Source organism: Paenibacillus paeoniae (assembly GCF_003388735.1).
Classification (GTDB): domain Bacteria; phylum Bacillota; class Bacilli; order Paenibacillales; family Paenibacillaceae; genus Pristimantibacillus; species Pristimantibacillus paeoniae.
In genome coordinates, this window is sequence record NZ_QUBQ01000001.1 from 888524 (window position 1) to 902648 (window position 14125).

Annotated in this window: 13 protein-coding genes and 2 tRNA genes; 10 read left to right on the forward strand and 5 right to left on the reverse strand. The window is 49.6% G+C overall.

The genetic code is table 11. The features are described from left to right. Positions 1-3: 3 nt before the first annotated feature. Positions 4-2304, forward strand: a complete 2301-nt coding sequence (locus DX130_RS03885) for a fibronectin type III domain-containing protein (protein ID WP_240644311.1) — start codon at positions 4-6, stop codon at positions 2302-2304. An 89-nt stretch (positions 2305-2393) separates the two neighbouring features. Here DX130_RS03885 and DX130_RS03895 read toward each other — a convergent pair whose 3' ends face one another. Beyond that, positions 2394-2603 carry a DUF2536 family protein gene (locus DX130_RS03895; RefSeq protein WP_116042982.1) on the reverse strand — a complete coding sequence of 70 codons (210 nt, stop codon included), beginning with the start codon at positions 2601-2603 and terminating at the stop codon, positions 2394-2396. Between the two features lie 201 nt (positions 2604-2804). Between DX130_RS03895 and DX130_RS03900 the strand changes: the two genes are divergently transcribed. Together DX130_RS03900 and DX130_RS27190 are read left to right on the forward strand one after the other, a co-directional pair. After that, entirely contained in the window at positions 2805-4445 is a 1641-nt protein-coding gene (locus tag DX130_RS03900; RefSeq protein WP_133297884.1) for a hypothetical protein, read from the forward strand. A 103-nt stretch (positions 4446-4548) separates the two neighbouring features. After that, the gene (locus DX130_RS27190; protein ID WP_276310880.1) at positions 4549-4671 is read left to right on the forward strand and encodes a hypothetical protein; all 123 of its coding nucleotides are present in this window, start codon (positions 4549-4551) and stop codon (positions 4669-4671) included. 157 nt (positions 4672-4828) lie between these two features. On the opposite strand, the gene DX130_RS03905 is transcribed toward DX130_RS27190, so the two are convergent. The 3 genes from DX130_RS03905 to pdxR form a co-directional block, all read right to left on the reverse strand. Continuing rightward, positions 4829-4905: transfer RNA gene (locus DX130_RS03905), tRNA-Pro, on the reverse strand. Positions 4906-4914: 9 nt separating this feature from the next. Next, positions 4915-4990 (reverse strand) — tRNA-Thr (locus tag DX130_RS03910). A gap of 88 nt (positions 4991-5078) precedes the next feature. Beyond that, positions 5079-6494, reverse strand: a complete 1416-nt coding sequence (gene pdxR / locus DX130_RS03915) for a MocR-like pyridoxine biosynthesis transcription factor PdxR (protein ID WP_116042985.1) — start codon at positions 6492-6494, stop codon at positions 5079-5081. Between the two features lie 112 nt (positions 6495-6606). On the opposite strand from pdxR, the gene DX130_RS03920 reads away from it, so the two are divergent. Beyond that, positions 6607-7119: a pyridoxamine 5'-phosphate oxidase family protein gene (locus DX130_RS03920; RefSeq protein ID WP_116042987.1), complete on the forward strand. Its 513-nt coding sequence runs from the start codon at positions 6607-6609 to the stop codon at positions 7117-7119. 88 nt (positions 7120-7207) lie between these two features. Continuing rightward, positions 7208-7897, forward strand: coding sequence for an aspartate/glutamate racemase family protein (locus DX130_RS03925; protein ID WP_116042989.1), 690 nt, complete (start codon positions 7208-7210; stop codon positions 7895-7897). A gap of 66 nt (positions 7898-7963) precedes the next feature. Here the strand turns inward: DX130_RS03925 and DX130_RS03930 are convergent, their stop codons facing one another. Next, on the reverse strand, positions 7964-9283 hold the full coding sequence (locus DX130_RS03930; RefSeq protein ID WP_116042990.1) for a hemolysin family protein: 1320 nt from the start codon (positions 9281-9283) through the stop codon (positions 7964-7966). 237 nt (positions 9284-9520) lie between these two features. Between DX130_RS03930 and DX130_RS03935 the strand changes: the two genes are divergently transcribed. The 5 genes from DX130_RS03935 to DX130_RS03955 are packed head-to-tail and all read left to right on the forward strand — an operon-like array spanning position 9521 to position 14081. Beyond that, entirely contained in the window at positions 9521-10258 is a 738-nt protein-coding gene (locus DX130_RS03935; protein WP_116042992.1) for a DUF1836 domain-containing protein, read from the forward strand. 42 nt (positions 10259-10300) lie between these two features. After that, entirely contained in the window at positions 10301-11215 is a 915-nt protein-coding gene (locus DX130_RS03940) for a prenyltransferase (protein ID WP_116042993.1), read from the forward strand. A 37-nt stretch (positions 11216-11252) separates the two neighbouring features. Beyond that, positions 11253-11987, forward strand: coding sequence for a DUF6081 family protein (locus DX130_RS03945; RefSeq protein WP_116042995.1), 735 nt, complete (start codon positions 11253-11255; stop codon positions 11985-11987). A 22-nt stretch (positions 11988-12009) separates the two neighbouring features. Further along, entirely contained in the window at positions 12010-13401 is a 1392-nt protein-coding gene (locus DX130_RS03950; protein WP_116042996.1) for a sensor histidine kinase, read from the forward strand. After that, a complete protein-coding gene (locus tag DX130_RS03955; RefSeq protein WP_116042998.1) occupies positions 13398-14081 on the forward strand; it encodes a response regulator in 684 nt (227 codons plus the stop codon). The genes DX130_RS03950 and DX130_RS03955 overlap by 4 nt, the downstream gene beginning before the upstream one ends. Positions 14082-14125: the final 44 nt, after the last annotated feature.

A 14125-nucleotide genomic window follows, 5' to 3' on the forward strand; every position in this document is an offset into this window, starting at 1 on the left:
GTTATGACGATCCCTGTTCGGAAGGGCAGAGTTGCTGAGCGCGCACTCTTGCTGGCGCTTGCCATACTGTTGATTTTGTCCATGTTGCCTTGGAACGCCGCTAAAGTCAGCGCTGCTATCCCGGCCGACAAAAAAATCATCGTTGGTTACTGGCACAACTTTGATAACGGCTCGGGCAATATTCGGTTGCGCGATATTTCGCCTGATTTTGACGTCATCAATGTGTCCTTTGCGGAGCCGTCGAACGGCCCACAAGGCGGCATCATCGGCTTTGCTCCTTATAATGCGACCGATACGGAGTTTATTGCTGATATTCAATATTTGCAGAGTCTAGGGAAAAAAGTGATCATCTCCATCGGGGGAGCGAACGGCCAAGTGCAGCTTGCTACAACGGCTGCGCGCAACGCATTTGTCTCTTCGATGAAAACGATCATTACCAAATACGGATTCAACGGGCTCGATATTGATTTCGAAGGGCACTCGCTCTACCTCAATAGCGGAGACAGCGACTTCCGCAATCCGACGACGCCCGTCATTACGAATTTAATCTCCGCCGTTAGGGAGCTTCACGATTACTACGGCAATGCCTTCATGCTGACGATGGCGCCGGAGACCTTTTTCGTACAAGTGGGATATACCTTCTATGGAGGAAGCTGCATCTCTTGCGACAGTCGGGCAGGGGCGTATTTGCCGGTCATTCATGCATTAAGGGATATACTGGATTGGCTTCAAGTACAGCATTACAACTCCGGATCCATCACTGCGCTGGATAATCAATATTATGCAATGGGCAACGCCGACTTCCACGTCGCTATGGCGGATATGGTGCTGACGGGATTTCCTGTTGGACGTAATGCCAATTTCTTCTTTCCGCCGCTCCGACCGGACCAGGTCGTCATCGGCCTGCCGGCGAATCCGAATGCGGGCGGAGGCTTTACATCGGTAGCGGAGGTGCAGAAGGCGCTCAATTACTTGATGAAAGGGCAGTCCTACGGAGGCACGTATCAGCTTCGCAATGGCGCGCATCCCGGTCTGAGGGGACTGATGACGTGGTCGATCAACTGGGATAAATATAACAACTTCCAGTTCTCCACAAGCCACAGGGCATATCTGAATCAATTCGGCGGCGGGGGAGGACCCGATGTAACGCCTCCGACGGCTCCCGCGAATTTGGTGTCCACGGGCAAAACGCAAAATACAGTCAGCTTATCGTGGAACCCCTCAACGGACGACCGGGGCGTCACGGGCTATACCGTGTATTATGGCAATAACCAGACGACCGTGACCGGCACTGCCGCTACGATTGCGGGATTGTCCGCAAATACCGCGTATACTTTTACCGTCAAAGCAAGGGACTTGGCAGGCAATCTGTCCCCTGCCAGCGCATCGCTTACAGTCACGACGGATGCGCCGATTGTGGATGTTGTGCCGCCAACGGTGCCGGGCAATGTTCAATCGACAGGGAAGACCTCAACCAGCGTATCGCTGTCTTGGAATGCCTCCACCGATAACGTAGCCGTTACCGGCTATACCGTTAGCTATGGCGGTTCCAGTACGGTTAATGTAGCTTCGACAAGCACCACCATAAGCGGGCTAACACCTGGGACGGCCTATACATTTACGGTGAAGGCTTATGATGCAGCGCTTAATTATTCTGTCGCCAGCGCACCGCTTACGGTCACAACCGAACCGGCGAATGTATGCACGGTCCAGGAATGGAATGCGGGCACCGCTTATAACGGCGGTCAACGAGCTTCTTATGTCGGTACCGTCTATGAAGCCAAATGGTGGACGCGTGGCGATCGTCCAGACCTTAGCGGGGCATGGGGAGCATGGAAGGTGATTGGGCCATGTGGCGACGGTCCAGGCACAGGCGGGGACACGATTGCCCCGTCTGCGCCAAGCGCACTGGTTAGCACAGGTGCAACGTCCAGTACGATTAGCTTGAGCTGGGGCGCATCCACCGATAATGTCGGCGTCACGGGCTACACCGTCTATTACGGTTCTTCCAGCGTGAATGTCACGGGCACGACGGCTACGATTAGCGGCTTGTCGCCGAACACCTCGTACACGTTTACCGTGAAAGCCCGCGATGCGGCGGGCAATCTGTCGGCCGCAAGCAATACTTTACAGGCCTCCACGATAGAAGGTACAAGCGGATCGACGTCGTGGGTGACGCAGAAGAGCTATGCATCAGGCGATACGGTCACTTATGCCGGCAAAACTTATGTTTGCCTACAGCCGCACACTTCACTGGCTGGCTGGGAGCCGCCTAACGTTCCTGCCTTGTGGAGATTGCAGTGAGCCATTGACCATTCCCTTGTTATAATCAAAAAGAACGGTATCCGAGAGCCATTCATGCCCCGGAGACCGTTCTTTTTGTATGCACCCATTTATTTCTTGATCCGGAAGTGAACCATTGCGCTGTACAGCATTTTCTCTCTGCGCGGATCGAAGGTGGTCTGATGCGAGACGGCATGTACATCGAGCATTAGAGCTTTGTTGATCTCGATGGCTTTCTCAAGCTGGGTCTCCAGCGATTTCATATCGTACGCCTCATAACATTCTACTTTTGTATCCATCAGATCAATTCTGAATTCCATGCGAATATCCCCCCTAATGCTTGTTTTACTACAGTCCTTTATAATACATCATGCATAAAATATTTGTTTAAAACAAGTATTCAAATTCATCATGTAATGGTACTATTTTGTAGATATAATCATTCCAAGCAGAGGAGTTATGAAATGGACCGCCCTATTTCTAGCACAAATACAGTACATGTAGAAACAAAGGTTGAAAGAATGTCTCTTTCCCAAAAAATAATTAAATATTATCCGCATTATTTGATTGTTATTCCCGCGTTATTTATTATTTTAATTCTCAAAGTGATTCCGGCATTAAATGGACTGAAGCTTTCATTTTCTCATTACAACATATTCAGCGGCAGCAGTTGGGACGGAGTTGTCAATTATAAGGCTCTATTTCAGGATGCTTCGTTTAAACATGCAATGATCTATACCTTCCTATATAAGAGCGCTTACCTTGTTTTAACGGGATTCATCGCTTTTGGCGCAGCACTTGCCCTTAGCAAGATCAAATCGGCAACATGGAGAAGCTGGATAACAACAGGTTTACTAGTGCCATATGTTCTGCCATCCGTTCTGGTTGGATTTGGAGTGCTGGTGCTGTTTGGACCCGTCGCTTCTGTTGATAGCGATGCCACTGCAACCCGATTCGTATTATTGCTCACAGAAGCAATTAAAACATGCGGAATTCCTATCATCGTCGCCCTGGCTGCAATTGCCTCCAAGCATGCTTCAGCCGAGTTACAGTTAAATAGAGAAGCGCTTGGATTTTGGAGAATGAGCGGATTGCCAGCTCTGCGGGCTATTGCCGCGTTGTCGCTAATTCAGCTGGCAGTTATGGGGACAACCGATTTAGAGCTGGTTTACTCATTATTGAACACTACCTCCATTGGGGAGAGCTGGCGTACAGTAGACTACTATATTTTCAGAAACGGGCTAATGTTTATACAGGTTGGACTTGCATCAGCAGCCTGGGTTATTCAGTTGCTGATTCAATTCGGTCTGGCTGCAGCAGCGTATTTCATTGTGAGAGGTAAATTCATACAGGACCTATTTCGTCCAAGTGAAGCAGCTGCGCAGCAATTAAGCAGGCACTCTGGCATCTCAGGTATTCTGGTTGGGGCGGTAAGCGTCATTCTGATTCTGGGTGTATTGTTTTATGTATTCATTTATCCGTTTCTTCACGCGAAGGGTAGTTATCCGATTGGGGCAGAAATACCGGAACTATCCCCTGTACATATGGCTCTGTTTATCTGTATCTACGGTGCTGCCATATGGTTGAACATGTTGATGACGGTGACGCTGGCTTATCCCTTAACAGTCAGACGATTGCCGGGCGGTCTATTGTATCGGCTCTTTTTAATTGCGGTCATGTGTTTGGGGACAGGTTCATTCCACGAATTTGGTATTTTTAGCCAATTAGGCCTAACCAATACACTATTCCCGCATTTCTTGCTTGGGGTCACGAACATTGTGGGCGTGTTTATTATTAAAAGCATTTTCAATAGCAAATACGGTCACTTGAAAGCGCAAGCGGAACAGGAAGGCAAGGGCGAGTTCATCACTTTTTTCACGCTGTTTATCCCTAAGATCTGGAAGCCATTGCTTGCACTTTCGGCACTGCATTTCATAACGCTTTGGAACTCGATCATACCTTCGATTATTTATTCTTTCAATCCGCTTTATTCTTCGCCAATGGCGCGTTTCTATGGGTTAATCAACCTGGATGCCGGCGAATTGAATCCGGCTGTTATGCAGACTGGAGCCATACTTAGCTTGATTCCTCTTGCATTGCTTATTTTGTTCCGCAAGTGGCTTACTTCCGAGGTGCTTTTATCCGGGATGCTGAAAAAATAAGCGCAAGGCGGAATTCAAAATTGTTCCGAATTTGTTAACTTAATCGATGAATGTTCCACTAAATTTCATGTACAATAAGGGGGATAAGAGAGGAGGTACTGCAATGGACAATGTTCCGGCATCGGTATGGATATTTTCAGCAATCATAATCGTGCTTATTACCTGGGTCACGCTCTGGGTGACGAAAAAAGCGTACTCCAGAAAGTGGGACGAAGCGGACGAATAAATGATATGCGAAGGGTGACCTCGCCTAATAAACGGCGGTATCAGCTACGATGTGGCTCATACCGCCGTTTTTACATGCAATTCGCTATGAAGAAAAAAACGCCCTCACAGCTAGGCTGCAAAGACGTTTGTCATATGTATTACAATGATTGCATAGATGGTCGGGACGACACGATTTGAACATGCGACCCCCTGGTCCCAAACCAGGTGCTCTACCAAGCTGAGCTACGTCCCGAGAAAAAGATGGTGCCGCCGAGAGGACTTGAACCCCCAACCTACTGATTACAAGTCAGTTGCTCTACCAGTTGAGCTACAGCGGCATGTAATTTTCTCGAACACAAGATGTATTATTACACAGACAGATCGGCTTATGCAATACCTTTTTTAAAGTTTAAATTTTCAAAAAAATCAACGAATTATCCAAGCTTGTCCAAGCTGCTGAATTCCCCCTTGAAGCTGGTATTCGTCCAGTCCGCCGAAGCCCAGCATGATGTACGATGGCGGGCAATCTGCGGGATTATTCCAATGCTTGTCCGGAGGGTATACCTTGCAACCGAATTTTTCGGCTAACGGAATAAGCTCCGACGCATGGCGGCCTTTGACGTCGAGCAGCAAATGCATGCCTGAGCCATCGCCGATTATGCCGCACTTATCACCGAATACTTCTCTGATTGATTCGCTTAGCGCTTTGTGCCGAGCCTGGTATACGCGCCTCATTCGACGCAGATGACGAGCAAAATGGCCTTTTTTCATAAATAGCCAAACGGCCTCCTGAATGAGCGGGGAGACAGACGGACTGATGTGCTCCAGCTTCTCTCTACAGCTCTTCAGCAGACTGTGCGGCAAAATCGCATAGCTAAGTCTGGCAGAGGGTAAAAACGATTTGGAGAAAGTACCCATATAAATGACGCGATCGTTGCTGTCTAATGCTTTTAACGCCGGGATAGGTGCACTGCTGTAACGGAATTCGCTGTCATAGTCATCCTCGATAATATAGCTGCCATGCTCTGCAGCCCATTGAAGCAAACGATAGCGCTTCCCAATCGGCATCACCATGCCGAGGGGAAACTGATGGGAAGGCGTCACATAGACAAGCTTGGCATCTGGTACGTTGTATAGTTGATTCACGTGAATGCCATCGCTCTCGACTTCCACGGGTACGAGCGTACACCCCAAATTGCGCAGCACGGACTTGACGCCGTTGTAGCCGGGCTCCTCCATGGCAATGGTTTCCGTGCTAAGACGTAGCAACTGAACTAGCACGCTCATGAGATGCTGAATGCCGGCGCTGATAATGATCTGATTGGCCTCGCAAATGACACCTCTAGATTGATAGACGTATTTCGCAATTTCCTCTCGCAAGCCTTCATGCCCCATACGGTTGCCGTAGCCCAGCACCTGAGTGTGGTCGGCTGCCATCGCTTCCGTGACGCATGATTTCCACACGGCATGGGGAAAGTGGTCAAAAGCAATGGCTCCATAATAAAAATCATAGCGAATCGGTGCGGAGGGCCCATCAAGGCTAGGTGATTTCACGTCACTTGCAGCTGCCTTAGTAACGCTTAAGTGTAGTTGTTCCAGAGGAAGAATAAGATATCCCGCTCGTTCCCGGTTTTCCAGATAGCCTTCCGCGACAAGCTGCCCGTAAGCGGATTCCACTGTATTTTTGCTAATGCCAAGGTGATGAGCCAGTTGACGAATCGAGGGCATGGCTTCGCCGGAGGGTAGAGAGCCCTCTTCAATGCCGCTTCGGATATAGCTGTATAGCTGGATATAGAGCGGTGTGCTCTTATTTCTATATAACAGAGGTGTAATCGATAGCATGGACTATCTGTCCCCTTTCTTTTCTGTAAATCTGTCACTTTCGAAAGTGACAATTTCCCTATACAGTGACTTTAACACATGAAGCTATAGGGCGAAAAGGAGAGGGAATGTGATGTTTACGGTACGGCTTAGCAAAAGAGAATGCCAGGATAATGAGAAGATCGATCGTTTTCTGCAAGAGGCGCAGACCGGTTTTTTGGGATTAACGGATGGTTTAACTCCTTATGTCGTGCCTTTGAACTTCGTATGGGTGCAAGAGCGCGGGGCTTTTTATTTTCACGGTGCGGAGGAAGGACGCAAGATGGAGCTGATGGCGCGGAACAAGGAGGCCTGTCTGACGGTAAGCGAGTCATTCGGTACGATTCCCGATCCTATCCCGGCCAAAACGGATACGGCCTATATGAGCGTTATGGCATTCGGGGAGATGGAGCTTGTTCCCGACCTGGCGGAGGCGACAGAAGCGATGCAGGCGATGCTGGACAAATATGCTCCAGGCTATTACAAAGCGCCGTTATCCGCCTCCCATGTGGAACGATACCGCTCTTCTACGGGCAGCCGCACGTTCATCTTTAAGCTGGTCGTTCGTGAGCGCACGGCGAAGGAGAATGTCAAAGAGCAGAGTTGACGAGGGGGAGAGATTCTTTGCTTTTTAAGCAAACGATATAGTACAATATCCCTTTCAATGAGCGTTGAATGAATGGGGTGGAGTTCGGGTGAAAACAATAGGTCTTATTGGCGGAATGAGCTGGGAGTCTACCGCTGCGTATTACCGGATTATCAACGAGGAAGTGAAGTCTCGGCTAGGAGGGCTGCATTCCGCAAAATGCGTGCTGTACAGCGTTGACTTCGCGGAAATTCAGCGATATCAAGCGGAAGGCAATTGGGATAAAGCCGGCCAGTATTTGGGGGAGGTTGCCTATTCCCTGGAACAGGCGGGAGCCGATTTTATCGTGATTTGCACCAATACGATGCACAAAGTGATTGAAGCGATGGAAGCGAGAGTCCGTATTCCGATCCTGCATATTGCAGATGCCACGTACAAGCAAATCTCGAAAACAAACATTCGAACAGTCGGACTATTAGGAACGAAATATACGATGGAGCAAACCTTCTATAAATCGCGTCTGGAGTCGAGTGGTCTCAGTGTGATCATTCCGAACGAAGCTGAACGAGACATCGTCAACCATATTATATTCAAAGAGTTATGCCTTGGAGATATCCGGCCAGCTTCCAGAGAGGCCTACCAAGGGGTGATCAAGAGTTTGATCGATCAGGGAGCGGAAGCGATTATCCTGGGATGTACCGAAATTGGGCTGTTAATTGGAGAAGACGATTCAGAAGTGCCGTTATTCGATACTACCGTCATCCATGCTATCCAAGCTGTTGATCATGCGCTTGATTAATGTCATGAAAACAACAAGACGCGCCATCCTCTAAAGGTTGGCGCGTCTTGTGTATATATCATATAATTAGGCCGTTTCGCCTTCTAGTTCTGGCTGTTCAATCTGTAATTCGATCTTGCGAATACGGTTTTTGCTCGTTTCCCGGATAATGAATTTCAGATGACCGACATAATGTTCTCTGCCTGGCTTCGGATCAACCAGCTTGCTGTACAGCCAGCCGCCGACCGTATCCACGTCTTCTTCCTCGAAGCTTATGCCCGTAAGGTGTGCCAGTTCATCCAGCAGCACCTTGCCGTCCAGCAAGTAGCAATTGTCGGCAAGCTGCTCGATTTCCTTGCGCTCGTCGGCGTCGAATTCGTCCCGAATTTCGCCCACGATTTCTTCTAATATATCTTCAATCGTTATTAGGCCGGAAGTGCCGCCATATTCATCGACGAGAATGGCGATATGAACGCGTTCCTGCTGCATTCGCTTCAGAAGCATCTTGACCGGCGTAACTTCGGATACGCTAAGTACAGGATGGATCAGCTTTTTCAGATCAAATGCTTTGTTGGCATCGTACTCCAGAAACAATTGCTTGGTGTTGATCATGCCGACGATATTATCTTTGCTCTCCAGCGCGACCGGAAAGCGCGTATATTGTTCCTTACGGATAATGTCCAAGTTCTCCATAAGCGAATAGTTTGTATAAAGGCAGATCATATCTGTCCGGGGAACCATGATTTCCTTGGCCAGCAATTCGTCGAACGCGAAGATCCGGCTTACATAACCATACTCCGTGTTGTTGATTTTGCCGCTTTGGTAGCTCTCATTCAGAATCAATTGAATTTCTTCTTCAGAATGGGCATCCTCATGCTCCTTCATCGGCTTCAGCCCGAACATCCGTACGAGCCCATTAGCGGAGCCATTGAGCAGCCAGATGAATGGGTACATTAATCTGTGAAAGAAAATAATCGGTTTTGCCGTCAAAAACGAGATGAACTCCGCTTTTTGGATCGCCCAGGATTTCGGAGCAAGCTCGCCGACGACAACATGGATAAAGGTAATGAAGATAAACGCGATGCCGATGGACAAGGCATGGCTTAATGTTTCATTCATTTCCATTCCATGAAATACGGGTAAAAGTATTTTCTCTACTGTAGGCTCTCCCAGAAATCCAAGTCCGAGAGCGGTAATCGTAATACCAAGTTGGCATGCCGACAAGTAGGCATCCAGATTGCTTGTAACCTTCTGAACGGCGTGTGCGTTCTTCCGGCCCTCCAGCACTAACTGTTCGATCCGGCTTGGGCGCAGCTTGACGATGGCAAACTCCGTCGCGACGAAAAAAGCAGTCAAAAAGATAAGAAGAGCAATCAAGATTAAATTAAGTTCTATACCACTACCCATTTTCGATTCTCACTATCCTTTATATTTATAGTTTTTTATTTACTTATGCTTTACTATAGCGAAAGATTACAGGTTATGACAACTGCCAAAAGGAACGCTATGAGGCGTCTAGCTGTCATTACGTTCATTTAGAAGAAGTGGAATCATTGTTCTCATCGTTTTTCGAGTCTTTACAACGACAATTCGCAGCCTTAAGATGAGTTCATATGAACTTGAAGCAGGAAAGGAGGCGGGCGGATGGAGCCATATTGGCTGACTCGCCAGGATCTGGCGCATGTGCTGCGATCGCTTGAAGAGCGCGGCGGGAAGAAGCCTTCCGATATATTGCGACATGCATGGATGAGGAATGAATCCGGCACTGAACATGGCAACCTTACCGGAAGCCCGCTTCCGCCTATTGCCGAAAAGCTGATGAGATGCAGTGAGAGGCGGGGCTTCTCCTTGCATGAGATTGCTGATCTCGGCCATCTGTTGGATTTTTCTACACTATCGGTCACTTCCATGCAAAATTGGGTGAAAAGAGATTTCAAACTATATTTCCACTGTCCACATGCAGGCAAAAAATATTCGCTGGATCAAACTGCGCTTCTGCTGATGATCGATGATTTGAAGGCCAATCTGGACTTCGAGACCATCAGGAGGCTGTTCGCCATGTTGTTCCGAGAATGCGATGAGTCCGGAAAACCAGGGCCGGCGGGCATTACGCCGCTTGTACTATTTGACCGTTATACGGATTTGTTCCATCTATTAGACCAGCGCAAGCTGTGGGATACGATGAACGGAGCGCAGCTTGAGCAGACGGTCTGGAAGGAAGCGGCCAAGTCGGCAGAAACGATGACGGTATTGTCTGCCGAGCAGAAGGCAGCGCTGCATCATATGTTGTTTGTCGCCGTCATCTCCATTCAGGCTGCACGCCTGCAGGCGCTGGCCAGACGTTATTGTCATGCGGCGCTCTATATGAGCAAGCCTTATTAGATGCAGCTAGGTATTACAAATTAGAAGAGAGGTCGTACAACGATGCTGAAGTCATTTCTAAAAGCCTCCCGCTTCAGAGTTATCCCCGTGATGCTTATTCCTGTAGCGCTTGGTGCACTGGGCGCTTATGTATGGAAGGGAGAATTCCATCCCTGGCTGTTCATGTTGACATTGGTTGGAGCGGGGGCTGCCCATCTGTTCTCTAACATGGTCAATGATTTGTGGGATTTCAAGAACGGAACGGATATGGCTGCCAAAGGAACGGAAGGCGCGATATCGACCAACTCCGGATTTCTGACGAACGGAACCTGGAGCATCGGCAAATTCAAGGGAGTAACCTGGCTATTGTTCGCTATTGCGGCAGTGTCAGGCGTGGCGCTTAGCCTTGTAAGCGGCTGGCCGGTGCTGATATATGGTTTGGCTGGCGCCTTTATCGCTTATTTCTATGTGGCGCCTCCGATTCGCTTTGGCTATCGGGGGAGAGGCTATAGTGAAATAGCGATTTTACTATCCTTCGGCGTGCTGCCTGTTGCAGGATCTTATTATGTACAAGCTTCGGAACTCGACTACCGGGCCCTCCTGCTGTCACTGCCGATTGGTCTTCTGACAACACTTATTTTGTTCAATCACCACTTTCTGCATTGGGAAGCGGATCGTCAGGCAGGCAAGAAGACGCTTGTTGTGGTATGGGGCGAGCAGCGGGCGCTCCGGTTCTCTCGCATGCTAATGATTTTGGCTTATGCGGCGCTTATTCTGTGTGTTGCTGCGGGCGCACTTCCCATCTATGCCTTGCTTGCCCTCTTGACGGTTATTCCGATCTACTTGGTCTACGGCCGATTAGGTTCTCATAATCCGTCTGTGGCGTACTTGCCGCTGATGGGCGCTTCCTTGAAGGCGACGGTTCGCTGCGGCGCTATCTTAATCGTGGCGTTGATCGTCCAAGGATCTCTGCATTAATCCATTCCGACCACCAACTTAGAAAGAAGGGTTATCGATGAGCGATACATGGACATTAGGGGATTTCTATACGATATTGGATGAAGGAGCAACCTGGAAGATCGGCGGGTTCCAGTTGCCCGATGGGACGTTCTGGAAGTATCGGGAGCCGGAGGCAGTCGTTATTGTCCGCAACGGCATCTTGTATGTCCGTGCCGCTATTAGCCGCGCCAACGACAAGGTGCAAATTTTGGACAACGCCAAGCATATGTATTATTCCAACGAATCTGTAAAGGTGCCGGAGTCCGGCGAGATCAGCTTCGAGCTTCAGATTCGTGCCAGAACGGCAGGCACGGCACCAGGCGATCTCTACGACGGATATGTGTCCCTGAACTTGCTTGACTTTACGACGGGAGGCGCGCTGGACTTCTTCGTCGGCAACGACCAGTATGCCAGCGTATATGCCGTACTGCCTTTCCCGGGCGTGCAAGTGCCAGAGAGCGAGGGGACTAAATATTTTTGCGTATTTAAGGAAGAAAAAGAAGGATTCCAGCCGCGAGAGTTCAATACGTATAAGATTACGTATAATCGGCCGAATGACGAGGTTGTGTTCTACGTGAATGGAACAGAGGTGCGCCGTGAGCGACATGCACCTGTGAAATTTAATGAGTTTACTGTGGCGCTCGGCATTATGACAGAGAAAGACTTGACGCCGGAGGGCAGTGTATCCGCACACGGTCAGACTGTCATTGCGGAATGGTCGCCCATTACAATAGAAGTGAAGGAATTATGATTCTTATTGAAGGAGCCGGGGCATGTTATTTGTCTTCTTTGCGTTATGGACCGTAGCCAGCATCGTATGGCTATCTGATCCGGGTTCCGCCGTGAACAGGCGGCTTGGCGCACTCGCATTCAGCGGGGGCGCCGGAGCGCTTGCGGCGCTGCTGGATTTAAGTTGGGTACCTTATGCGATTGAGCAAGGCGCAGGGCAGGGCATTCAACGGCTCTTGTATCGATTGCAAGCGTTCTCCTCTGTATTCTCCTACTACTTTGTGCCCTATTATTTCCTGTTGTTCGCCATATCTTATCGCGGTCTTGCACTGAAACGCGTCTATGCGCGGACGCTTCCTTGGCTGCTGCTTATTCCGATTGTGTTGTGTACGCTGTTCACGCCGGGATACAACACGTATCATCCCATTACATTTAACATTGTCGTCTGGTGGGCGGTACCTTATATCGCTGCAGGAGCTTGCTTGGTACTGAGCAAGCGGGTTCCGCCTACGGCGATTGCGCGGACGCACTGGCTCGTATGCTTTGCGGTCTTGCCCCCGGTGCTGTTCGCCATGGTGTTGAATTACATTATGCCGAGCGTCGGCATGCTGCGGATGTGGGTTTATAATACGTGGATTGTGGGGCTGGGCACTATCGTGTTCGTGCTCGGATTATTTACATACGGATTTATGGGGATTCGCATTCTCATTGATCGCAAAAGGTATGATTCCACGCTTCGCGCTGTAACCTCTGGCACGGCGATGCTTAATCATGCGATCAAGAACGATGCCGGCAAGCTGCGGCTGTTCGGCGAGAAAATGAAGCGATACGCAATCCAGACTTCACAAGAGGAGCTTCTGGCAGATGTGGAGGCGGTGCTGTCGGCTTCCCGCCATATGGAGGAGATGGTGGGCCGAGTCCATCGGAGAACGGAGGATTTGCAGCTTCGTCCCGAGCGGGGGGATCTGGCCGAAGTGGTGGAAGATGCGCTGCGCGCACTGGAGCCGTCGCTTGGAGCGATACAGCTTCATGTCTCGATGGCGAGAGGCTGGATATGTACCATCGACCGAGCCCAGACAGCCGAGGCGGTGACGAATATCGCTATGAATGCTATTGAAGCGATGAACGGACAGGGCGTGCTCACGGTCACGCTGACGGAGACCAAGCGTGAGCTCATTCTGGAGTTGACGGATACTGGGCCCGGTATGGATCGCAAGCTGCGAATGAGCGCGTTCGATCCCTTCTATACAACGAAGCGAACGGGACATAACTTTGGGCTTGGCTTGCCCTACACGCTGCATGTAATGAGGAAGCATAAGGGTACGCTTCAAATGCGCAGCAAAAAAGGCGAAGGAACCTCCTTCTATTTCTCCTTCCCCAAAAAAGCGCTGCAGGCTGAATATCATCCTGCACGGACAGAGGAGCGAATACAATGAATAAGGCGATTCGTATCGGAATCGTAGAAGATGATCCAGACTGGCGAAGAGGGCTTGCCGACTATTTGGCGGGAGAGGCAGACTTTAAGCTGATCTGGACAGCATCCAGCGGAAGCGAGCTGCGTATGGCGTTGCATGACGCAGAGGAAGCAGCGGACGTTATATTAATGGATATCATGCTCGATGGTCGCCCCGAGGGCATCCTGCTGGCGGAGGAGGTCTCCCTGTCCACAGGAGCACGCATTATTATGCTGACCTCGATGGAGGAGAAGGAACTTATTCTGCAATCCTTCCATGCAGGTGCGATCGACTATCAGATCAAGAGCAGCTTCGAACGCTTGCCTGACGCTATTCGTCAAGCGTACCGCAAGCAGTCGCCGATCAGTCCGGAGGCAGCGGAGCAGCTGCGCGAGGAATTCAAGAGGCTGAAGGCGCTGGAGCGAGAGTTCGAGGTGAAGAAGGTAAGCGACCTCATTACACCTTCCGAGCTGCAATTGCTTGGATTAATTCAGGAGGGCTACTCACAGCCCCAAATTGCGGATAAATTGTTCATTACATTACGAACGGTCAAAAACCATGTAAATCATATTCTAAAGAAGCTTGGAGTGGACGGCTCGAAGGAAGCAGCTGCCAAAGTGAAGAATATGGGGCTCCTGGATCAAAAGGATCACCGAAAGTAGTACCATGTGAAATTGGTACTACTTTTTTTATGAAAATATTGTAA

Coding starts and splice junctions, on each gene's coding strand:
- DX130_RS03940 (WP_116042993.1), top strand. CDS start 10,301: ATGCTGAAGTCATTTCTAAAAGCCTCCCGCTTCAGAGTTATCCCCGTG.
- DX130_RS03945 (WP_116042995.1), top strand. CDS start 11,253: ATGAGCGATACATGGACATTAGGGGATTTCTATACGATATTGGATGAA.
- DX130_RS03950 (WP_116042996.1), top strand. CDS start 12,010: ATGTTATTTGTCTTCTTTGCGTTATGGACCGTAGCCAGCATCGTATGG.
- DX130_RS03920 (WP_116042987.1), top strand. CDS start 6,607: ATGTTTACGGTACGGCTTAGCAAAAGAGAATGCCAGGATAATGAGAAG.
- pdxR (WP_116042985.1), bottom strand. CDS start 6,494: ATGCTATCGATTACACCTCTGTTATATAGAAATAAGAGCACACCGCTC.
- DX130_RS03935 (WP_116042992.1), top strand. CDS start 9,521: ATGGAGCCATATTGGCTGACTCGCCAGGATCTGGCGCATGTGCTGCGA.
- DX130_RS03885 (WP_240644311.1), top strand. CDS start 4: ATGACGATCCCTGTTCGGAAGGGCAGAGTTGCTGAGCGCGCACTCTTG.
- DX130_RS03955 (WP_116042998.1), top strand. CDS start 13,398: ATGAATAAGGCGATTCGTATCGGAATCGTAGAAGATGATCCAGACTGG.
- DX130_RS27190 (WP_276310880.1), top strand. CDS start 4,549: ATGGACAATGTTCCGGCATCGGTATGGATATTTTCAGCAATCATAATC.
- DX130_RS03930 (WP_116042990.1), bottom strand. CDS start 9,283: ATGGGTAGTGGTATAGAACTTAATTTAATCTTGATTGCTCTTCTTATC.
- DX130_RS03900 (WP_133297884.1), top strand. CDS start 2,805: ATGTCTCTTTCCCAAAAAATAATTAAATATTATCCGCATTATTTGATT.
- DX130_RS03895 (WP_116042982.1), bottom strand. CDS start 2,603: ATGGAATTCAGAATTGATCTGATGGATACAAAAGTAGAATGTTATGAG.